Annotated in this window: 20 protein-coding genes and 1 pseudogene; 12 read left to right on the top strand and 9 right to left on the bottom strand. The window is 69.8% G+C overall.

Annotated features, from left to right (window positions below; genetic code table 11):
* Positions 1 to 2: 2 nt before the first annotated feature.
* From BMW88_RS19565 to BMW88_RS19580, 4 genes are read right to left on the bottom strand one after another with little or no spacing between them, the layout of a single operon-like run.
* Positions 3 to 956: an ABC transporter permease gene (locus BMW88_RS19565; protein WP_177221202.1), complete on the bottom strand. Its 954-nt coding sequence runs from the start codon at positions 954 to 956 to the stop codon at positions 3 to 5.
* 2 nt (positions 957 to 958) lie between these two features.
* Positions 959 to 1,915, bottom strand: coding sequence for an ABC transporter permease (locus tag BMW88_RS19570; RefSeq protein ID WP_089952558.1), 957 nt, complete (start codon positions 1,913 to 1,915; stop codon positions 959 to 961).
* Positions 1,896 to 3,386, bottom strand: coding sequence for a sugar ABC transporter ATP-binding protein (locus tag BMW88_RS19575; protein WP_089952560.1), 1,491 nt, complete (start codon positions 3,384 to 3,386; stop codon positions 1,896 to 1,898). The genes BMW88_RS19570 and BMW88_RS19575 overlap by 20 nt, the downstream gene beginning before the upstream one ends.
* Positions 3,376 to 4,416, bottom strand: a complete 1,041-nt coding sequence (locus BMW88_RS19580; protein WP_089952562.1) for an ABC transporter substrate-binding protein — start codon at positions 4,414 to 4,416, stop codon at positions 3,376 to 3,378. The genes BMW88_RS19575 and BMW88_RS19580 overlap by 11 nt, the downstream gene beginning before the upstream one ends.
* 120 nt (positions 4,417 to 4,536) lie before the next feature.
* Here BMW88_RS19580 and BMW88_RS19585 point away from each other — a divergent pair, with 120 nt between their 5' ends.
* From BMW88_RS19585 to BMW88_RS19595, 3 genes and pseudogenes are all read left to right on the top strand, one after another.
* Positions 4,537 to 5,529 carry a LacI family DNA-binding transcriptional regulator gene (locus tag BMW88_RS19585; protein WP_089952564.1) on the top strand — a complete coding sequence of 331 codons (993 nt, stop codon included), beginning with the start codon at positions 4,537 to 4,539 and terminating at the stop codon, positions 5,527 to 5,529.
* 177 nt (positions 5,530 to 5,706) lie between these two features.
* Positions 5,707 to 6,258: pseudogene (locus tag BMW88_RS19590) on the top strand (transposase); the annotation flags it as partial.
* 117 nt (positions 6,259 to 6,375) lie between these two features.
* Entirely contained in the window at positions 6,376 to 6,924 is a 549-nt protein-coding gene (locus BMW88_RS19595) for a VOC family protein (protein WP_089952566.1), read from the top strand.
* Between the two features lie 305 nt (positions 6,925 to 7,229).
* On the opposite strand, the gene BMW88_RS19600 is transcribed toward BMW88_RS19595, so the two are convergent.
* Together BMW88_RS19600 and BMW88_RS19605 are read right to left on the bottom strand one after the other, a co-directional pair.
* Entirely contained in the window at positions 7,230 to 8,495 is a 1,266-nt protein-coding gene (locus tag BMW88_RS19600) for a prolyl oligopeptidase family serine peptidase (protein WP_089952568.1), read from the bottom strand.
* 11 nt (positions 8,496 to 8,506) lie between these two features.
* Positions 8,507 to 8,719, bottom strand: coding sequence for a hypothetical protein (locus BMW88_RS19605; protein ID WP_143116151.1), 213 nt, complete (start codon positions 8,717 to 8,719; stop codon positions 8,507 to 8,509).
* A 488-nt stretch (positions 8,720 to 9,207) separates the two neighbouring features.
* Between BMW88_RS19605 and BMW88_RS19615 the strand changes: the two genes are divergently transcribed.
* Together BMW88_RS19615 and BMW88_RS19620 are read left to right on the top strand one after the other, a co-directional pair.
* Positions 9,208 to 10,518 (top strand): McrB family protein, encoded by a 1,311-nt coding sequence (locus tag BMW88_RS19615; protein WP_218148133.1) that lies wholly within the window; start codon positions 9,208 to 9,210, stop codon positions 10,516 to 10,518.
* Positions 10,515 to 11,678, top strand: coding sequence for an McrC family protein (locus tag BMW88_RS19620; protein WP_177221193.1), 1,164 nt, complete (start codon positions 10,515 to 10,517; stop codon positions 11,676 to 11,678). Before BMW88_RS19615 ends, BMW88_RS19620 begins: the two co-directional genes overlap by 4 nt.
* Here BMW88_RS19620 and BMW88_RS19625 read toward each other — a convergent pair.
* Together BMW88_RS19625 and add are read right to left on the bottom strand one after the other, a co-directional pair.
* A complete protein-coding gene (locus BMW88_RS19625; protein WP_177221194.1) occupies positions 11,675 to 12,544 on the bottom strand; it encodes an SGNH/GDSL hydrolase family protein in 870 nt (289 codons plus the stop codon). The genes BMW88_RS19620 and BMW88_RS19625 overlap by 4 nt on opposite strands.
* Positions 12,545 to 12,690: 146 nt before the next feature.
* Entirely contained in the window at positions 12,691 to 13,692 is a 1,002-nt protein-coding gene (add, locus tag BMW88_RS19630; protein ID WP_089952580.1) for an adenosine deaminase, read from the bottom strand.
* 178 nt (positions 13,693 to 13,870) lie between these two features.
* On the opposite strand from add, the gene BMW88_RS19635 reads away from it, so the two are divergent.
* Together BMW88_RS19635 and BMW88_RS19640 are read left to right on the top strand one after the other, a co-directional pair.
* Positions 13,871 to 14,344: a nucleotidyltransferase domain-containing protein gene (locus BMW88_RS19635; RefSeq protein ID WP_177221195.1), complete on the top strand. Its 474-nt coding sequence runs from the start codon at positions 13,871 to 13,873 to the stop codon at positions 14,342 to 14,344.
* Positions 14,345 to 14,398: 54 nt separating this feature from the next.
* On the top strand, positions 14,399 to 15,121 hold the full coding sequence (locus tag BMW88_RS19640; RefSeq protein WP_089952583.1) for a class I SAM-dependent DNA methyltransferase: 723 nt from the start codon (positions 14,399 to 14,401) through the stop codon (positions 15,119 to 15,121).
* A gap of 5 nt (positions 15,122 to 15,126) precedes the next feature.
* On the opposite strand, the gene BMW88_RS19645 is transcribed toward BMW88_RS19640, so the two are convergent.
* Positions 15,127 to 15,531 carry a nuclear transport factor 2 family protein gene (locus BMW88_RS19645; protein ID WP_089952585.1) on the bottom strand — a complete coding sequence of 135 codons (405 nt, stop codon included), beginning with the start codon at positions 15,529 to 15,531 and terminating at the stop codon, positions 15,127 to 15,129.
* 58 nt (positions 15,532 to 15,589) lie between these two features.
* Here BMW88_RS19645 and BMW88_RS19650 point away from each other — a divergent pair, with 58 nt between their 5' ends.
* From BMW88_RS19650 to BMW88_RS19670, 5 genes are all read left to right on the top strand, one after another.
* The gene (locus BMW88_RS19650) at positions 15,590 to 16,162 is read left to right on the top strand and encodes a PadR family transcriptional regulator (protein ID WP_089952586.1); all 573 of its coding nucleotides are present in this window, start codon (positions 15,590 to 15,592) and stop codon (positions 16,160 to 16,162) included.
* Between the two features lie 15 nt (positions 16,163 to 16,177).
* Entirely contained in the window at positions 16,178 to 16,486 is a 309-nt protein-coding gene (locus tag BMW88_RS19655; RefSeq protein WP_089952588.1) for a hypothetical protein, read from the top strand.
* A 228-nt stretch (positions 16,487 to 16,714) separates the two neighbouring features.
* On the top strand, positions 16,715 to 17,227 hold the full coding sequence (locus BMW88_RS19660; protein WP_143116153.1) for a hypothetical protein: 513 nt from the start codon (positions 16,715 to 16,717) through the stop codon (positions 17,225 to 17,227).
* Positions 17,228 to 17,289: 62 nt separating this feature from the next.
* Positions 17,290 to 18,582, top strand: coding sequence for a PepSY-associated TM helix domain-containing protein (locus BMW88_RS19665; RefSeq protein WP_089952592.1), 1,293 nt, complete (start codon positions 17,290 to 17,292; stop codon positions 18,580 to 18,582).
* Between the two features lie 165 nt (positions 18,583 to 18,747).
* The gene (locus BMW88_RS19670; RefSeq protein ID WP_143116154.1) at positions 18,748 to 19,767 is read left to right on the top strand and encodes a YbaB/EbfC family nucleoid-associated protein; all 1,020 of its coding nucleotides are present in this window, start codon (positions 18,748 to 18,750) and stop codon (positions 19,765 to 19,767) included.
* Positions 19,768 to 19,777 lie beyond the last annotated feature (10 nt).

A 19,777-nucleotide genomic window follows, 5' to 3' on the forward strand; every position in this document is an offset into this window, starting at 1 on the left:
TCCTATCTCCGGAGGACTCGTTGCAGGACAACGACGACGAGCAGGAAGACGCCGCTGACCACTGACTGGTAGTTGCTGTCGAGCGTGCCGATCTGGTTGATGACGTTCTGGATGACCTTGATCAGGGCGACGCCGATCACGGTGCCGAGCACCGTGCCCATGCCGCCGGTCAGCAGCGTGCCGCCGATGACGACGACCGCGATGGCGTCCAGTTCCAGGCCGACGCCGATGACGGTGACGCCGGACTGCAGGTAAGCGGCGGTCAGGGCGCCGGCGAGACCCGCCAGCGTGCCGCTCGCCGTGTAGACGATGATCTTGGTTTTGGCGAGGGGGACGCCCATCAGGACCGCCGACTGCTCGGCGCCACCGGTCGCGAACACGTTCTGCCCGAAGCTGGTGCGGTTCAGGACGACACCACCCAGGACGCAGAGCACGGCCGCGATGAAGATCGGGTAGCCGAACCCGAAGACCGTGCCGCGACCCAGTTCGACGAACGCGCTGTCCGCCGCGATCTGGTAGGTGTTGGCGCCTTCGTCGGTGATGACGAGCAGCAGACCCCGTGCGAACAACAGCGACGCCAACGTGACGATGAACGGCGCCATGCTCGTGCGGGCGATCAGCAGCCCGTTGACCAGACCGATGAGACCGCAGACCACCAGCGGCAGCAACAACGCCACCAGGAACCCGTGCTGGGAGCCCCAGGCGGCGAGCACGCCGCCCAGGGCGTAGACCGAGCCGACGGACAGGTCGATGCCACCGGTGATGATCACGAACGTCATGCCGAGCGCGATCACGGCGAGGAACGAGCCCTGCAGGGCGAGGTCGCGCAGGTTGTCGGGACTGCCGAAGCGCGGGAACACCAGCCACGACACCGCGACCATGAGCACGAGCGCGACGGCGGCGCCTTGGCGTTGCAGGACCTTGGTCCTCGCCGCCGCCGTCCGGGTGGTCGTCATGGTCATCGGCGCTCCCGTGCCACGTACACGGCGGCGATGATGATCGCGGCCTGGATCATCTGCGCGATCGAGTCGGGCAGGTTGTGCTTGATCAGCGTGGCCCGGACGAGCTGCATGAGGACCACGCCGAACACCGTGCCGAGCACCCGGACCTTGCCGCCGGTGAGCGGGGTGCCGCCGACGACCACCGCGGTGATCGCGGACAGCTCCATGAGCAGGCCCATGTCGGCCGGGTCGCTCGCGCCGAGGCGGGAGGTGGCCAGCACACCGGCGACCGCCGCGAGGACGCCCGTGATGGCGTAGACGCCGATCAGCACCCGGTTCACCGGCAGCCCGGCGAGGGTGGCGGCCTTGCGGTTGCCGCCGACCGCGACGAGCTGCCGGCCGAACGTCGTGCGGTTGGTGAGCGCCGCCACCGCGAGCGCCAGCACGCCCGCGATCAGCACGCTGATCGGGGCGCCCGCCACCTCGCCGGTGCCGAGCTCCAGGAACGCCTGGTCGTGGAGCTGCACGAGCTGGCCGTCCGCGATCACCAGCGCCAGTCCCCGGCCGCCGACCAGCAGGGCGAGGGTGGCGACGATCGGCTGGATGCCGACCTTGGCGACCAGGAAGCCGTTGAACGCTCCCGCGAGCAGGCCGACCGCGAGCGCCATCGTGATCGCGACGAGCGGACCGGCGCCGAGGTAGAGCGGGATGATCGCGGCGGCCAGCGCCATGACCGCGCCGACGCTGAGGTCGACGCCCTCGGTGCCGATCACGAGCGCCATGCCGAGCGCGACGATCAGGACCGGCGCGGCCTGCACGAGCTGGGTCGTGAAGTTGCCCAGCGTCAGGAAGTTGGCCGTGAACAGGGCGTTGAACAGCAGCAGGACGCCGACGGCGACGTAGACGCCGTTGTCCTGCAACCAGCGCCTCCTGGCGGCTGTCCCGCCGGCTGTTCTAGTGGCTGTCAGCGTCATCCATCACCTCCGCCGCGATGGCCTTGAGCACGTGCTCACGGGTGAGCTCTGCTCCCTCCAGCTCGCCCGCCACCGCGCCGTCCCGCAGCACGACGAGGCGGTCCGCGCCGTCGAGCAGCTCGTCCAGCTCGGAACTGATCAGCAGCACCGCGAGGCCCTCCCGCGCGAGCTCGTCGATCAGCGCCTGCACCTCGGCCTTGGCGCCGACGTCGATGCCGCGCGTGGGCTCGTCGAGGAGCAGGATCCTGGGTTCGGTGCACAACCACCGGGCGAGCAGCACCTTCTGCTGGTTGCCGCCGGAGAGCTCGGCGACCTTCTGCTCCGGGCTCGAGACCTTGATGCGCAGCCGGGTGATGAACGTGTCGACGATCCGGTCCTGCTTCGACCGGCTGATCACGCCGAACCTGCTCAGCCTCGGCAGTGCGGCCAGCACGATGTTCTCGCGCACGGAGAGGTTCGGGATGATCCCCTCCGTCTTGCGGTCCTCCGCGAGCATGCTGATGCCCGCCCTGGTGGCCGCCTTCACGTTGCGCGGCACCGGCGTGCCCGCGACGAGCACCGTGCCGCCGTCGAGCGGCAGCGCGCCGATGATCGCCTTCGCGGTCTCCGTGCGGCCGGAGCCGAGCAGTCCGGCCAGCCCCACGACCTCGCCGGGCCGGATCGTGACGTCGACGCCGTTGACGCGCGGCTTGCTCGTGAGACCGCGGGCCTCGAGCACCGGCTGCGTGTCGGCGTGGTGGTCCTCGCCGAACGCCGTGGTGCCGTGCTTCTCGATCTCGTTGACCGACCTGCCGAGCATCAGCGAGACCAGCTCGATGCGCGGCAGGTCCCGCAACGGTCCGCTGTGGACGCTCCGGCCGTCCCTGAGCACCGTGACCCTGTCGCAGATCCGGTACAGCTCGTCCATCCGGTGGCTGACGTAGATGATCGCGATCCCCGACTCGTGCAGCTTGCGCACGACGTCGAGCAGCGTCTCCACCTCCCTGGGCTCGAGGGAGGACGTCGGCTCGTCCATGATCACGACGTCCGCGTCCGTCTCGACCGCCCTCGCGAGGGCCACCATCTGCTGCTCGCCGACCGCGAGCGTCCCGAGCGGGCTGCGCACGTCCGCCGTGATGCCGTAGCCGGAGAGCAGCTCCGCGGCGTCGGCGTCGCGGCGGGCGCGGTCGATCAGGCCGAACCGGGTGCGCGGCTCGCGGCCCAGGAACAGGTTCGCCGACACGCTCATCAACGGGACGAGGTTCACCTCCTGGTAGATCGTGGAGATCCGGCCGTCGCGCCGGACGTGACCGGAATCCGGGGTGTGGATGCCGGTCAGCACCTTGATCAGCGTCGACTTGCCGGCGCCGTTCTCCCCCACCAGCGCGTGGACCTCGCCCCGGTGGAGGGTGAAGTCCACGTCGCTGAGCGCGCGCACGCCGGCGAAGGTCTTCGTGACGCCGGCGACCTCGATCACCGGCTCAGTAGGCATTGGCGAGCTTCTGGGACGCGTTCGCGGCGTCGTACTCGTCGTCGGAGATCACGATGGTCTGCGGGATCTCCTCGCCCTTGCCGAACTTCTCCAGCGTGTCGAACGCGAGCGGGCCGAAGCGCGGGTTCGACTCGACGACCGCGGTGTAGCTGCCGTCCGCGAGGAGCTGCACGGCGTTGCGCGTGCCGTCGATGGACACGATCTTGACGTCCTTGCCCGGCTGCTTGCCGGCCGCCTTGAGGGCGGTGACGGCACCGATGCCCATCTCGTCGTTCTCGGCGTAGACGGCGGTGATGTCGGGGTTGCTCTGGATGAGCTGCTCCATCACGGCCTGGCCCTTGGACCGGTCGAACTCACCGGTCTGCTCCGCGACCACGGTGAGACCGGGGGTGCCCGCGATGCCGTCCTTGAAGCCCTTGGTCCGGTCGACCGTGACGTTGTTGCCGGAGGCGCCGAGCAGGATGGCGATCTTGCCGGTCCCGCCGGTGGCCTTGATCATCTGCTGGGCGGCGCGCTTGCCCTGCTCGACGAAGTCCGACCCGATGAACGTCAGGTAGTCGGTGCACGGCTGCGCCGTCACCTTGCGGTCGATCGTCACGACGGGCACCTGCTTGGCCTTGGCCGCGTCGAACGCGGGCTGCAGGCCGTCGGAGTTGAGCGGCGCCACGATCAGCAGCTTCGCCCCGCGGTCGATCAGCGACTTGATGTCGCTGATCTGCTTGTTCAGGTCGCTCTGCGCGTTGGTGTACAGCAGCTCCGCCCCGCGCTTCGCGGCCTCGTCCTCGATCGACTGCGTCTCCGCGGTGCGGAACGGGTTGGCCTCCTTCTCCGACTGGGAGAAGCCCACGACCGCCCCCTTGAGGTCGACCTGCGGGTAACCGGTCTTCGACCGCGAGCAGCCGGGACCGGTGCTCTGGTTCTGCGCGGCACTCGCGGCGGGCCCACCACTCGTCGTGGTCTGTTGGCTCTCTCTCGCGGTGCAACCGGTCACAAGCAGGGCGGCAGCTGCGATGAGCAGGATGCGAGACATCTTTGGCTCCTACACGGGCTATGCGTGGTCGCGCTCTCAGGCGCTAGATTTGCATCGTTGTTCCAACGATGTAAAGACCGAGAACTTCCCGGTACTTTTCCCGGTACTCTTCTGGAGGCTGTGTTGGCCACGCTCAAGGACGTCGCCCGGCTGGCGGGCGTCTCGGTGAAGACCGTGTCGAACGTGGTCAACGGCTACTCGTTCGTGAAACCGGACAACCGCCGCCGCGTGGAGGAGGCGCTGGAGGCGACGGGCTACCGCCCGAACCTGGGCGCCCGCAACCTGCGCCGCGGCCGCACCGGCTTCATCGCCCTGGTCCTGCCCGAGCTCTCCATCCCCTACTTCGCCGAGCTGGCGGGCCTCGTCATCGCCGCCGCGCAGGAGCACGAGTGGAACGTGCTCATCGAGCAGACCTTCGGCACCCTGGCGGGCGAGCGCTCGGCCCTCGCCTCCCTCGGCCCGCACCTGGTCGACGCCGCGATCCTGAGCCCGGAGGCGCTCCAGGTGGACGACTTCCAGCTCTCCGTCCCCACCGTGCTGCTGGGCGAGCACGCCGTGGACGTGCCGATCTCCCGCGTGGGCATCGACAACGTGGCCGCCGCCCAGACAGCGGTCCGCCACCTGGTCTCGCTGGGCCGCACGCGGATCGCCGCGATCGGCGCGCACCCGCACCGCGGTACGGCGGCTCTGCGCCTGGAGGGGTACCGGGCCGCGCTGGCGGAGGCCTCGCTGCCGTTCTCGCCGGAGCTGGTCGTGCCCGCGCTGAACTACCACCGCGCGGACGGGGCCGCGGCCATGAAGTCGTTGCTGGACATGAAGACCCCGCCGGACGCCGTGTTCTGCTTCAACGACCTGCTGGCCATCGGCGCGATGCGGACCGCGGCGGAACGGTCCGTGCGGGTGCCGGAGGACCTGGCCGTGGTCGGCTTCGACAACAACGAGGAGAGCGCTTACAGCGCGCCCTCGCTGACGTCGGTGGCTCCGGACAAGGCCGCCATCGCCCGGGCCGCGGTGGACCTGCTGCACCGGCGGGTGGACGCACCGGACGGTGCGCTCGAGAACGTGGAGACGCCGTTCTCGTTGCTGGTCAGGGAGAGCACGGTCGTCAGGTGACGGGGTGCGCGAAGGCGTCGTGGGTCGCCTGGTCGAACAGCACGAACCTGATCAGGCCGATCTCGGCGTTCTCGACCGCCTCGCGGGCGATCTTCGCCGCGCTGTGGACCGGCCGGCGGCAGACGCCGGTCCGGAAAAACGATGCGGGTCAGCCCGAGCGCTCGGGCGGTCTCGAGCCTGCTGCTGAGCCAGATCGCGGTGGATGGGTGCAGCACCAAGGCCCCAGGCGGGGGTGAGTGCGCCGGCCTGTCCCCGGTCGACCGCCGCAAGCAAGGCGTGAAACGCTCGCTCATGGTCGAAGGCCACGCTATCCCGTTGGACCGGGTGCCGGCTGGCGCCAACCGCCACGACTCGCCGCTGCTGGCCCCCACCCTGGACGAACTCGCCGATCTTCGTGATGGCCTCGGCCCGCTACCCGACGACATCGCCGTGCACCTGGACTCGGGCTACGACTCCGGCAGGACCCGCGATGAGCTTGCTGCGTGGCCTGCACGGACAGATCGCGCACAAGGGCGAGAACGCACCGATCCAGGCCAGCCAGCGTTGGCACATCGAGCGCACCAACGCCTGGCACAACGGCTTCGACCGGCTGCAGCGCTGCTACGAACGCCGCGAACACGTCATCGACGCCTTCTTCGACCTCGCCGACGCGATCATCACCATCGGCAGCTTGATCCGCGAAGCCTGGACACTCCCCGGTGGGACAGCCGACCAGCACGCCGCCCCTGAAGATCACCTACCGATGGTGGAACCAGTTCGGCCAGTTGAGGAGGACGCGAAAGAGCTACCATATCCGATTCGTGATTGCGGACATCGATTGACCGCAATGGGTCCTACTGTGCCTACGTGAATGACACGCAGGCACCAGAACCTGAAGGACGGAACACCGTCAACGGCTTCGTGATCACGGACCACGCGGCCGATCTCATCGAGTTCCTCCAGCACGTCTTCGACGCCGTCGAAGACCCGGAGGCGCGGACCCCCGACTACGCCGCAGGCGACGGTTCCCTGATCCACACAGAGGTCAAGATCGGGAACTCTCTCCTGATGGTCGCGGACAGGAAGGCGGACTGGCCGTTCACCCCCGCATTCACACAGGTGTACGTTTCCGACCCCGTTGCCGTGCTCACCCGGGCAAGCGAGCGGGGAGCGACCGTCATCACGGACGTGTCCCCCTTCTACGGCGGCTACGACATCGCGCGGTTCCGAGACCCGTGGCACAACATGTGGTGGCTGTTCGCGCCAGCCAAGCCCGGCCAGCCCGCCGAGAACCAGGATGAGGGCGGTGGGGACTGGGAAAACGCGGAACCTGACCCGGTGTACACGACACTGGTCGAGGCGATGCGCACATTGACCGATCCGCGGGGCGCCGCACCGTCAGCGCCAGAAAGCTGATCGGCGGACGTCGCACTCCACCTGATCTCCTCCCAGGCACCCAGTGGGCCGTCGACGCCGCTCAGAACACGTACAACCGACTCTCACAGCGCGTGGACCAATCTGCGGGATCCCTCAGCCACGGCCCGGCGTTGTCAACCCCCACTCGGCGATCTGTGGACAACTCGGGTCGAACGAGCGGCGCTGGTCGAGTTGTCCACAGATCGCCGGAGCAGGGGCTTGACAGGGCCGCGTTGCGGCTAGCGTTGTGTCGCAGGCCGTGGTGGTCAGCCCCCTGGGAGGGCGGGGCCTGCCTGCGACCACCTTCACGCCAGCGGGCAGGTCTGCACGTCGTCCGGCCGGGCCAGCGTCGCCGAAGCGGGCGGGGCCAAGCCGTCCAGCCACCGCTCCAGCGCCACGAACGCCGACCGGTGGCAGGGCGCGAGCGGTCGCAGCCGGTCGGGGTAGGCGTCGACCAGCCCGTCCACGTGCGTTCCCTGCTCGACCCGGTAGTACCGGTGCAGCCGGTCGGGGGTCATCGCCGCGTAGACGTCCGAGTCCTGGCTGATCGGCAGCAGCACGTCGTACGTCCCGTGCACCGTGATCAGCGGTCGCTTCACCTTGCCGGTCAGGTCGATCCGCGAGACCAGCGGCCCGGCGATGCGGCGTCGTCCGGCATACGAGTAGTCGGCGTCGCAGAAAGCGGTTCCCGGTGCGCAGAACGGGATGCCGGCTTCGAGCGAGCCGTCGTAGCCCGGATCGAACTCCTCGCGGTAGATGCGCTGGGTCAGGTCCCAGTAGTAGCGGTAGTGGTAGTCCCACAGGAACTCCGTGCCGGCCGGGAAGCCCGCCGCGACCATCCGCGCGTGCGCCGAGGGGTCACCCGCCAGGTAGGCCGGGTAGGCGCGCAGCACCGGTGGCAGGAACGTCAGCGGGTTCGGGCCGTCGACCGTCCACAGCGTCCCCTCCCAGTCGACGCCGCCGTCGTACAGGTGCGGCCGGTTCTCCAGCTGCCAGCGGACCAGGTAGCCGCCGTTGGAGATGCCGGTGGCGATCGTGCGGCTCGGGGCCCGGCCGTAGCGCTGGCGCACGACGGACTTCGCCGCGAGGGTGAGCTGGGTGAACCGCTGGTTCCACTCCTCCATCGCGCGGCCGTCGCGGTAGAACTGCACGCCGGTGTTGCCCTTGTCGGTGGAGGCGAAGGCGTAGCCGCGGGAGAGGACCCAGTCGGAGATGGCCCGGTCGTTGGCGTACTGCTCGCGCACGCCCGGTGCTCCGGTGACGACCAGGCCGCCGTTCCAGCGGTCGGGGAGCCGCAGCACGAACTGCGAGTCGTGCCAGCCGTGGTTGGTGTTGGTGCGGGAGGTGTCCGGGAAGTAGCCGTCGACCTGGATGCCCGCGACGGGGTCCGGGACGGGCAGCCGGGCGCTCGTCAGGCCCGCCCAGTCGGCCGGGTCGGTGTGGCCGGTCGCCGTCGTGCCGGTGGTGGTGAGATCGGCCAGGTGGGCGATCTGCTGGTGTTCGGCGCCCGGGACCGTCATCGCCGGGACGGGCGGGGCCAGCGCGAGCACGAGTACCAGCGGGAGCAACATAGCTGGTCAAGCTAGTGGCGGCGGCCCCACGGCGACATGGTTCGTTCCCACACAAGGCCCGGTTCGAAGGTGGTGAACCCGAACAGGACGAGCACGCGGTGCACCTGAGGCTGGGTGTCGCGGATGCCGGGCAGCACCGCGTCGAAGAACAGCTCGCAGGTCGTCACGTCCATCTCGCCCCGGCAGGTGACCACGAACCGGGTGCCGGAGCGCTCCGTCCGCACGGCGAACGGGCTGGTCTCACAGGCTGCCGTCGACGGCCTCACCTCGGGAAGCGGACCACCACTCCACCGCAGTACGGGCACCGGGCGATAGCAGCGCAAACGAACCCGGCGCCAAGAAGGCGAAGTGCCTCAACCAGACCGGAGGGTCTGCGACGGCGGCACACCGTAGGCGCTGCGGTAATGCGCGGCGAAGACACTCGGGCGGGCGTAGCCCCAACGGCCTCGAACCCGAAGTCACCACCGAGGCGGTCGAACCGTACCGGCCCGAGCGTCTGGGACGCGAGCCGCAACGACGAGTTCCGGGCACCGCTGCCGAACCGCGGCGGGGTGTAGGCCGCGTCCAGCACCTCGTGCCCCGCGTCCAAGTCCGTCACCTCGACGACCTGCTCCACGTGCAGCACGATCCTCGAACGTACGGACGTAAGGCGTCCGTACACACACGGCAGCTATTAGGTAACTGAATGATCCACAGAGCCGATGGACATCGTATGAGGGCAACAACCGACGATGGCGATGTGCTCGACGCGGAGTTCGAGATCGAACCCGAGGGTGACCGGCTCGTGTTGATCATGAGAAGCATGGGAGGCCGGTCCAGCTCCCGGCCCAACGGGACGAACCCTCAGTACAACGCCTTGCTGGAGCTGTTGCTGTACCGCCTGGGCGAGCTCGGCGCGGTGGTGGAGAACGGCATCGCCGACTCCAAGAGGGTCCAGAACCTGCCCGAGGACCAGCGCATGATCCTCAAAGGCCCTGTGCGGCTGGCCGACGTGCCCGACATCAACGAGCTCCGTCGGCGCATCAGCCGGGGACAACGCAATCTCTCCACACCCCCTGGAGGCAACAACACCAGGCAGATCCGGCTGCGCCTGACGGTGCCCGGTTTCTCGGCCGGTGATGCCAACCGGCTGGCCGTTCGTCTGGCCGAGCAGCCCGCGACAACGACGAAGGCTGTTCAGCTACCCGACGCCACTGACGAACTCGCGTCGCTGGTGCACTTCGACCTGGGCGAAGTGCAAGAAATCATCACGCTGCTGCAGCACCGCAAGCAGGTCGTCTTCTACGGACCACCGGGCACCGGCAAGACCTTCCTCGCGCGTGCTCTCGCAGATCACGTCGCCGGGCGAACCGCGACGCGGCTGGTCCAGTTCCACCCCTCGTACTCGTACGAGGACTTCTTCGAAGGATTCCGTCCCCATTCCGACGAGAGCGGCACGAGCTTCAAGCTGAGGTGGGGACCGCTCCGCAAGCTCGCGGACGAGGCCTCCCTGGCCCCGGACCGCCCCTTCGTGCTGATCATCGACGAGATCAACCGGGCAAACCTGTCGAAGGTGTTCGGGGAGCTGTACTTCCTCCTGGAGTACCGCGACGAGTCGATCGACCTCCAGTACTCCGACGAGCGATTCCGCTTACCCGGCAACGTGTTCGTCATCGGCACGATGAACACGGCTGACCGCTCGATTGCCCACGTCGACGCGGCGATGAGGCGCCGGTTCGCATTCGTCGAGCTGCACCCGTCGATCCCGCCCGTGAGCAGAGTTCTCCAGCGATGGGCGGAGGCCGAGGGGAAGTCCGCTGAGCGGGCCGAGCTGCTCGCGAAGCTCAACCAGCGGATCGGCGCTACCGACCACGACTTCCAGATCGGGCCGTCGTACCTGATGAAGCCGGACGCCGACCACAGCCTCGACCTCGTCTGGAAGCACTCGATCCTGCCGCTGCTGGAAGAGCACTACTACGGACGCATGGGCCGCGACCAGATCCACGACACCTACAGCCTGGACGCCATCCGGAACGCCCGGTGATCGAGCTTCAGGAGAACAGCAAGGGCGGCCATCGGCTGCCGCTCACGCCGCTTCAGCTGGCGTTCCTCCAGAAGTCCGACCTCATCGACGTCAAGCCGGCCGCCGAAGGCTATCGACTCGTGCCCAGGACCAAACGCGTCGGCGCCATCCACGCGCACGGGCTGGACATCGTCGTCACGCCCAAGGTCAGCATCCCGCGGTTGCTGTTCATGATCGGTTATGCCCTCAACCCCGGTTTCCAGCCCGAGAACATCGAAGGCGTCGAAGCCAGCGGACTCTGGGGTGTCGTCGCGGAAACACTGTGCCGGCACGCGGAACGCGCACTGCTCAACGGAGTGCTGCTCGGATACGCCACCGAACACGCGACCAGCACGGTAGTCCGCGGCCGCATCCGGGTCGGCGACCAGATCACCGCGCGGCCGGGGCGGTTGCTGCCGGTCGAGACCAGCCACGACGAGTACACGACGGACATTCCGGAGAACCAGCTCCTCCGTGCCGCGGTGCAGCGGATGCTCAGCGTGCCCAGAATCCACGACTCGGTCCAGCGACGACTGCGGCACGTGGAGAGCCAGCTCCTCACGATCTCGCAGCTGCCCGCCAGAGCACCGTTGCCCCGGTGGCGGCCCAGCCGGCTGAACCTGCGCTACCAGCCGGCGCTGCGGATCGCGGAGATCGTGCTCAACACGCTGTCGTTCGAGGTCGGACAGGACGGGCTGTCGATCGCCACGTTCATCGTCAACATGGAGAAGGTCTTCGAGGACTTCGTCACCACGGCGCTCACCGAGGCGTGGAGCACCACACCGGGCTACACGCGGGGGCAGTTCCCGGCGAAGCTCGACACCGGTGGCGCCATCTCGATGCAGGTCGACGTCGTCCACGTCGTGGACGGCAAACCGCGGTTCGTCGTGGACGCCAAGTACAAGCGTCCCAGCGCCAGGGGCAACTACCCCAACGCGGACCTCTACCAGGTCCTCGCCTACTGCACGGCGCTCCAGGTGGAACGTGGCTGGCTGGTGTACCCGAGCGGAACAGCCGGAGTGCGGCCCCGGCGGGTGCTCCACTCACCGATCACGATCACCGAGTACCCGTTGGACCTGGACGTGCCACCGCGCGAGCTCCTCGCACAGGTCGAGGAGCTCGCGCAGTCGGCCTGGCGTTAGACGCCCACCAGCGAGGCCAGTGCCGTCTGCCCCTGCACGTTGGGGTGGAACACCGCTTCCAAGCCCTCCTGCCCGGGGGCCAGCGCGTCGAACCCGCGCAGGAACGGCGTTCCCGCCTCGCAGAGCGCGTGGCCCTCGAACGTCTCGGGGCGGGAGAACGGGCTGGCGTACGTGGCGGACACGCCCTGGCTGGCGGCTTCCGCCACGGCCGCGCCGAGGGTGGTGTCGATGCCGTCGGTGACCCTGTTGCCCTCGACGCGTTCCGCGGTGGTGAGGAAGCCCTCGCCGCAGATCGGGTCGAGCGTCGCGCCGGGAGGGTTGTCCGCAGTGGACACCTGGCGGCCGTATCCCACCACGACGATGCGCGCGTCCGGGCTGCGCCTGTCGATTTCGGTGAGCAGTGCGGTGACGTTGGTGCCCATCTGCGGCAGCTTGGCCAGGATCGCTTCGGTCGGCGCGCCCGTGCAGTCGCTCAGGACGCAGGTGGTGCCGTACTCGGCGTAGCCGATGTCGTTGGTGCCGATGGTGAGCAGCACCAGGTCGGTGTCGGGTTTCAAGGCGTCCAGCTGGGCCGGGCGGTCCTTGAACGGGACGGACAGGTCGGTGGTGGCGGCGCCGCTGCAGCTCACGTTCGCCAGCGAGCCGAGGCTGCCGGCCTCGCGCAGGCGGGCAGCCACCTGCTCGCCGTAGGAGTTGTTGCTGCGCCAGCAGTTCCCCGCGGTGCCCTCCTGGTAGTCGCCGGCTCCCGTGCCCGACGCGAAGGAGTCGCCCAGCACCACGAGCGAGGTCGTGTACGAGGCCTGTGCCGGTGTGGTGATCCCCAGTGCAGCCACAACGGCTGCCAGCAAACCGATCGTCTTCTTCACGGATTCCCCTTGTCGACGTCGCGCCCGGCCTCCACTGTGCCCGAACTCGCGCATCGCTTGCCACCAAACGAGATGCATGCCGGGTGGCAACCCGCTCACCAGGAGCGACGAGTGGATGAACTTCGACGACGATTGGACTTCCGGCCTCACACCGCGGCGAGCACCGCCGCGATCTCCTCCAGCAACAACGTCTTGCGCGCGTTCGGCAGGAACGACGCCAGGACGGCGTTCTCGGCCAGCCGCGCGACGTCCGCATGCCCCAGCTCCAGCGCCGTGGCCACCGCCAGGTACTCGCCCTCGAGCGTGGCGTCGAAGAACGGCGGGTCGTCGGTGTTCAGCGTGACCACCGCCCCGGCGTCGAGCATCTGCCGCACGGGATGCGCGTCGATGGACGTCACCTGGCGCGTGCGGACGTTGGACGTCGGACATACCTCCAGCGGAATTCCCTTCGACGCCAGGTGGTCCAGCAACGCCGGGTCCTGGACGCAGCTCGTGCCGTGCCCGATCCGCTCGGCCCGCAGGTCGCGCACCGCCGACCAGATCGTCTCCGGCCCGGAGGTCTCCCCCGCGTGCGGCACGCTGTGCAGGCCCGCTTCCCGTGCCGCGTCGAAGAAAGGTGCGAACTGCGCGCGGTCGACGCCCACCTCCGGACCGCCGAGACCGAACGAGACCAGCCCGTCGGGGCGGCTCAGCGCGAACGCCAGGGTTTCCCTTCCCGCCGCCAGGCCCTTCTCGCCCGGGATGTCGAAGCACCAGGCCAGGTCCACGCCCAGCGCGGCGGCTTCCGCCCGCCCGGACTCCAGGCCCGCGAAGACCTCGTCGGCGGACATGCCGTCCGTGACGTGGTTGTACGGCGTCACGGTCACCTCGGCGTACCGGACGTTCTGCCGCGCCAGGTCCCGCGCCAGGCCGACGACGAGGGTGTGGATGTCGTGGCGGTCCACCAGCATCGACTGGACGGCCCAGTAGACCTCCAGGAAGTGGTCGAAGTCCCGGAACGCGTAGAAGCGCTCCAGTTCGGCGCGGTCGGCCGGCACCCCCGCCCCGGGGTGGCGGCGGGCGAGCCGCAGGACGGTGTCGACGCCGGCCGAGCCGACGAGGTGGACGTGCAGCTCTACCTTGGGCAAGGCGTGGACGAACGAACGCATGGCGAAGCTCCCTGCGAATGGGTGGAAGAGGTGCCGGCGGGATCGCGGACGGCTCAGGGAGCGAGGTCGCCGCGTTCGGTGTCAGCGCCGTAGAGCGGCAGCTTGAAGTCCGGCACGATCTCCAACGTAGCAGGAAATGCGGTGGCTCGACTGCGATCGCACTGGTTCGCTGTGGTGCGTGACCGCGGAGGACGTGCTGGAGATCCTGGCCGCGCTGGACGGCACCGACGTCTGGATCGGTGGCGGGTGGGGCGTCGACGCGTTGGTGGGCAGGCAGACCAGGCCGCACGACGACCTCGACCTCATGCACCGCGAGGAGCAGGAACCGCGGGTTCTCGCGGCGCTCGCGGAGCTCGGTTTCACCGAAACCCTGTCGTGGCGGCCGGTGCGGTTCGTGGTCACCGATCCCGCCGGTCGCGAGATCGACCTGCACCCGCTGCGGTTCGCGGCGGACGGCAGCGCCGAGCAGTCCTCGCTGGCGCCGGGCGAACCGTTCCGCTACCCGGCCTCGTGCTTCGTCACCGGCACGATCCTCGCCACGGAGGTGCCCTGCCTGTCGAAGGAGCAGCAGCTCCACTTCCACCAGGGGTACGAGCCGCGCGAACGGGACCTGCACGACCTCGCGCTGCTGGGCGACCTCAGTGCCGGCTGAGCGCGTCGAGCTCCGCCGGGAAAACCGGTTGGCACGCTGGCTAGCGTGGATCGCGTGAAGGGATTCAACCCGAGCTTCGGTCCCGAGACGGCCAAGAACTACGACAACTCCCCGCGCGGCGACGAGGACGAGACGGTGCGCTTCCTCGCGACGTTCGGCGGGAACGCGCTGGAGTTCGCGATCGGTACCGGCCGCATCGCGTTGCCGCTCAAGGAGAGCGGTGTGGCGGTGGACGGCATCGAGCTCTCCCCGGACATGGTCGCGCGCCTGCGGGAGAAACCCGGCGGAGCCGACGTCGACGTCACGATGGGCGACATGTCCACTGTGGGCACCGGACGCACGTACTCGCTGGTGTACCTGGTCTACAACACGATCACCAACCTGCTCACGCAGGACGACCAGGTCCGGTGCTTCGAGAACGCGGAACGCCACCTCGCGCCCGGCGGTGTGTTCGTCATCGAGTGCGGCGTGCCCAGCTGGGCCGCGCGGCAGCGCCATCAGTTCATCGACGTGGAGTCGATCGAGCTCGACCGCGTCGGCTTCGACGTCAACCGCTACGACCCGGTCACGCAGCTGCTCGACGAGAACCACGTCGAGATCAGCGCGGACGGCATCCGGTTCGGGCCGATCCGGCAGCGCCTGACCTACCCGTCCGAGTTCGACCTCATGGCGCGGATCGCGGGGCTGCGGCTGCGCGACCGGTGGGGCTGCTGGAGCGCTCAGCCGTTCGACGCCTCCAGCACGCGTCACATCAGCGTGTACGAACGCGCCGCCTGAGGGCTCTAGCCGCGCTGGGCGTCGGACGCCTCCAGCGCTTCCGCCTTGATCTGCTCGAACTGCGCGGCCATCGCCTCGGACAGGGCCTGCGCGGCGGAGAGCGGGCGCACCATCACGGTGAACTCGTCGATCAGCCCGTCGGCGTCGAGGTGCAGGAAGTCGCAGCCCTGGATCTCCTTGCCGCCCACCTCGGCGCGGAACACCAGCGCGTGGTTCGCGCCGTCGGCGATCTCGCGCTCGTAGCGGAAGTTCTCGAACACCCGCAGCACGGCGCGCAGGATCGCCGCGGTGATCGGCTTGCCGGGGTACGGCGTGAACGCGACGGGGCTGGTGAACACGACGTCGTCGGCCAGGCAGGCCGCCATCGCGTCGGTGTCCCGCGCTTCGACTGCCTTGCGGAATGCGTTCACGGCACGCCCTCGCCTTACTCAACTTGTTGATTAGGTGACCAGACCGTAACCTGCGCGTATGTCGCTGCGCAACGCCGTGATGGCGGTCCTGCTCGACGGGCCCGCGTCCGGCTACGACCTCGCCAAGTCGTTCGACGCGTCCGTGGCGAACTTCTGGAGCTGCACGCCCCAGCAGCTCTACCGCGAGCTGGAGCGGATGGAGGCCGGCGGGCTGATCACCGCGCGGACGGTCGAGCAGGAGAAGCGGCCGACCAAGCGGGTCTTCTCCCTCACGCGGCGCGGCGTGGAGGCGCTGACCGAGTTCACGGCCCAGCCGCGCAGGCCCACGGCGATCAGGGACGAGCTGCTGGTCGCGGTGATGGCCGCCGACTCCGGTGACACCGAGGCGGTGCGGGCCTCGATCCGGGAGCGCAAGCAGTGGGCCGAGGCGAAGATCGCGCGGTACGAACGCCTCCGGGACAGGCTGCTCGACGGCCGCACCGAGGAGGAGTTCCTCGCCGGTGCCGAACGGGTCGGGCCGTACCTGACGTTGTTGCGCGGCTTGTCGTTCGAGCGGGACAACGTGCGGTGGTGCGCGCGCTGCCTCACAGTCCTGGAGCGGCGTGGTGCACGGCTCGACACGGGCACGTGAGGTTGAATCGAGCCCATGAACGGCATTTCGGCGTTGCAGGAGGCACTCAGCGCACCCGCGGAAGAGGCGCGCAACCGGTTCGCGGGGCGGCTCAACGGCTACCTGGAGGGATCCGACGTCGTCCACGCCGTGCGGCTGCAGGGCTGGCTCGGGCTGGAGGTGCCCGGCCCCGGCTGCCACGTCGGCACGGGTAGCTGGGACTTCACCCGCTTCAAGGCGACGACCTCACCGGTGACGTGCGGGCGGTGCCGGTCGGCCGGGTTGCTCGCCAGCTCGTACGCGGGCGGCCCGCACCAGCAAACCCTGGACCTGGAAGGGCTTTGAGGCACGTCCTGGCGGCACGCGGCGCGGTTGCGCTCGCCCATCCCGGTCAGCGCGGTCATGCCGAGGCGTTCGCAGTACGGCCGTAGCGACTCGTCACACGTCAGGTCCACCGAGCAGAGGTGCGGCCTCGGCGCGATCGGTGTCGCACGAGATCGCGGTGGCATTGAACCTTTTCCCGGGAAGTTTCGTGGGGTGGTTTCGACCATTGCGGCCGCTAAGCTGCTGGTCGTGACCATGCCGACTGCTCCGCTGCGCCGCGTGCGCTGTGCTGCCGTCGGTGTCGTCACCGCGGCGCTGGCCGTTCTGGCGCACACGAACGCGGACGGCCACCTGCCGGACGCCGGACTGGTCTTCTCGCTCGTCGCGCTGCTCACGTGGGCGACGACCGGCTTCGCCCGGCACGAGCTCACGGCCGGGCGGCTGCTCGCGCTGGTCGGCGGCGGCCAGCTCGCGATGCACCTCGTGCTGTCACTGGCGGTGTCCCGGCACGAGCACGTGCCGGACACGTCGGACATGGTCGCCTCGCACGTCGTGGCCACCGCCCTGACCGTCGGCGTCCTCGCCGGCGCGGAACGTTCGGTGCTCGCGCTGGTCCGCGCCGTCGCGGCCGCCCTGCCCCGCAGGCTCGCCGCCCTGCCCGCCAGCGCACCCCTGCTCGTCGCCACACCCGCGCGGGTGGCGGCCACGGTCGTCCTCCTCGACGTGCCCTCGTGGCGCGGTCCTCCGGCCGGACAGGTCTGAAGTCCTTCCACAGGAACGCTCTTCGGCGGTCCCGCACCTGTTCGCGCCCACTTTGGAGTGCCATGTCCACGACATCCGCTCCGTCACGCGCCTCGTTCGCGTGGCGGGGACTCTTCCTGCGCCTGCACTTCTACGCCGGTGTGCTCGTCGGCCCGTTCGTCCTCATCGCCGCGCTGACCGGCGTGCTCTACGCCCTGACCCCGCAACTGGAGTCGTGGGTCTACTCCGACCGGCTGCGCGTTCCCGCGTCCTCCCAGCAGGTTCCGCTGGAGGAGCAGATCGGCGCCGCGCTCGCGACCTCACCGGGGGGCTCGCTGGTCGCGGTGCGCCCCGCCCCGGAACCCGGCGACACGACCCGCGTGCTGTTCGCCGAGGAGGGCCTGGGCGAGTCCGAACGCCGGGCCGTCTTCGTCGACCCCGGCACCGGGAAGGTCACCGGTGACTCCGTCGTCTACGGGACGAGCGGCGTGCTGCCGTTGCGCACGACGCTGGACCAGTTGCACCGCAACCTCCTGCTCGGGGAACCCGGCCGCCTCTACAGCGAGCTCGCGGCGTCCTGGCTGTGGGTGGTCGCGCTGGGCGGTCTCGTGCTGTGGGTCTCCAGGGCGCGCGGCAGCAAGCGCGTCCGCACGCACGGCTTGATCGGTGTGTGGGTGCTGGCCGGCGCGTTGTTCCTGTCCGCCACCGGTCTCACGTGGTCGGCGTACGCGGGCGAGAACATCGCTTCGCTGCGCCAGGCCGTCGGCTGGACCACGCCCGCGCTGGCGGTGCCCGGCGGCTCCGGCGGTGACCACGGCGAGCACTCCGGGCACACCTCGTCCGGCGGCGGTCACGCCGAGGTCGACGCCGTGCTCGGCGCGGCCCGGTCCTGGGGCGTCGACGCGCGGAAGGTCGAGATCAGCCTCCCGGCGACTCCCGGCGGCGCCTGGAAGGTCGCGGAGATCCAGCCCGGCCTGCCCACCCAGGTCGACGCCGTGGCCGTGCGCGACGGCGAGGTCGTGGGCTCGGTCAGGTTCGCCGACTACCCGCTCGGCGCCAAGCTCGCCAGGTGGGGCATCGACGGGCACATGGGCGTGCTCTTCGGCTGGCCGAACCAGCTTGTGCTGCTGCTCCTCGGCGGCGGGCTCGTCGCGCTGGTCATGCTGGGCTACCGGATGTGGTGGAAGCGCAGGCCGACCCGCGGCTTCGGCCGTCCGACGCCACGCGGCCAGTGGCGGAAGGCCCCGCCGGCCGCGCTGGCCGCGCTCGGTGCCGGCGCGCTCGTCGTCGGCTGGTTCGCGCCGTTGCTCGGGATCAGCCTGGCGGTGTTCCTGGTCGTCGACGTGCTGCTGGGCAGGCGCGCGACGACGGCATGACCCGGTGGGCGGTGGTGGCGCGCGCACCCGCCACCACCGTCCACTCTGGACAGAGCTGGCCTGATCTGGGCATTTGCGGCACATTCATGCGCAGGTGCGCCGGGAAGCCTGGTCGGCCCGCACGTCACACCTCGTGGCGGCGGAGAGCTGACGAGGGGTGCGCCGATGACACTCATCCCCCACTCCATCCCCTTGACCAACGATCCGCAGGTCGTGCACGCGCTCGCTGCGCGCTGGCGCCGCGCCAGGACGTTGCTGCTGTTCTCGGCCGGTGTGCTGCCCGTCGCGATCGGCGTCGTCTGCGTCGTGCTCGCCGGGATGACCTCGGCCGGGCAGCGGACCATGCCGTGGTGGTCGGCGATTCCGGCCGCCGCCGCGGCCGCCTGCGCGTGCGCCCTGCTGTCCTGGTTGCGCCGCAACGGCTTGAGCGACCCGCACTCGTGGCTGCCCGCGACCACCCTGATGACCGGCGCGCAGCTCGTGCTCGGCGTGCTGCCGGGCTCGGGCATCGCCCTGCGGCTCAGCCCCGGAGCGGCCGTCGCGGTGAAGGCGTTGTGCGCGGCCGGGGTGCTCGGCGCGGGCTCGGCCAGCGTGATCGCCCGGCTGGCCCGGCGCTCGCTGCTGGCGGTCCCGGTCGCCGAGCTGGGCTCGACCGCGTTCCCGCTCGTGCTCGCGGGCCGGGGCTCGCGGCTGGTGATCGGCACCGACCGCGTCGACTGGACCACGCGGCACGGCGCCAGGGTGGACGCGGGCGTCTCGTTCGCCAGGATCCTCCGCGTCACGGCCCACGCCCACTCGATCGCGCTGCACACCGCGTCCGGCTCGTGGCAGGTGCCGGTGCCGGACCCGGCGGCCACGCGGGCGCTGCTGCACCGCCGCCTCACCTGGTGGGCGGAGCGCCGCAACGCCGAGGCCGAACGGGAGAAGGACCGCTACCTCGACCTCGTCCGGCGGCTCGCGGCGGTGAGCGGCGAGGCGGCCAGCGGCGGCGTCAGCGTGTCGGTCGACTCCACCGGCGTGACGACCGGCATCGCGCTGAGCCCGGCGGTGCGCGGCCTCGAACCGGAGCTGCTCGCCGCGCAACTCATGGACTGCGTCCGGAAGGCACGCGCGGATGCGCGCAGGCAGGTGCAGGACGCCGTGCTCGGCCACGCGGACGACCGGGTCGCGGAAGCCATCCGGTAGTCGCTTGTCC

The sequence above is a fragment of the Lentzea xinjiangensis genome, from assembly GCF_900110955.1.
GTDB lineage: Bacteria > Actinomycetota > Actinomycetes > Mycobacteriales > Pseudonocardiaceae > Lentzea > Lentzea xinjiangensis.

What these genes read in the sequence shown, in the direction of transcription:
- BMW88_RS19655 (WP_089952588.1), top strand. Translation starts at nt 16,178, where the DNA reads ATGAACGGCATTTCGGCGTTGCAGGAGGCACTCAGCGCACCCGCGGAA.
- BMW88_RS19580 (WP_089952562.1), bottom strand. Translation starts at nt 4,416, where the DNA reads ATGTCTCGCATCCTGCTCATCGCAGCTGCCGCCCTGCTTGTGACCGGT.
- add (WP_089952580.1), bottom strand. Translation starts at nt 13,692, where the DNA reads ATGCGTTCGTTCGTCCACGCCTTGCCCAAGGTAGAGCTGCACGTCCAC.
- BMW88_RS19665 (WP_089952592.1), top strand. Translation starts at nt 17,290, where the DNA reads ATGTCCACGACATCCGCTCCGTCACGCGCCTCGTTCGCGTGGCGGGGA.
- BMW88_RS19575 (WP_089952560.1), bottom strand. Translation starts at nt 3,386, where the DNA reads ATGCCTACTGAGCCGGTGATCGAGGTCGCCGGCGTCACGAAGACCTTC.
- BMW88_RS19670 (WP_143116154.1), top strand. Translation starts at nt 18,748, where the DNA reads ATGACACTCATCCCCCACTCCATCCCCTTGACCAACGATCCGCAGGTC.
- BMW88_RS19615 (WP_218148133.1), top strand. Translation starts at nt 9,208, where the DNA reads ATGAGGGCAACAACCGACGATGGCGATGTGCTCGACGCGGAGTTCGAG.
- BMW88_RS19650 (WP_089952586.1), top strand. Translation starts at nt 15,590, where the DNA reads ATGTCGCTGCGCAACGCCGTGATGGCGGTCCTGCTCGACGGGCCCGCG.
- BMW88_RS19600 (WP_089952568.1), bottom strand. Translation starts at nt 8,495, where the DNA reads ATGTTGCTCCCGCTGGTACTCGTGCTCGCGCTGGCCCCGCCCGTCCCG.
- BMW88_RS19565 (WP_177221202.1), bottom strand. Translation starts at nt 956, where the DNA reads ATGACGACCACCCGGACGGCGGCGGCGAGGACCAAGGTCCTGCAACGC.
- BMW88_RS19570 (WP_089952558.1), bottom strand. Translation starts at nt 1,915, where the DNA reads ATGACGCTGACAGCCACTAGAACAGCCGGCGGGACAGCCGCCAGGAGG.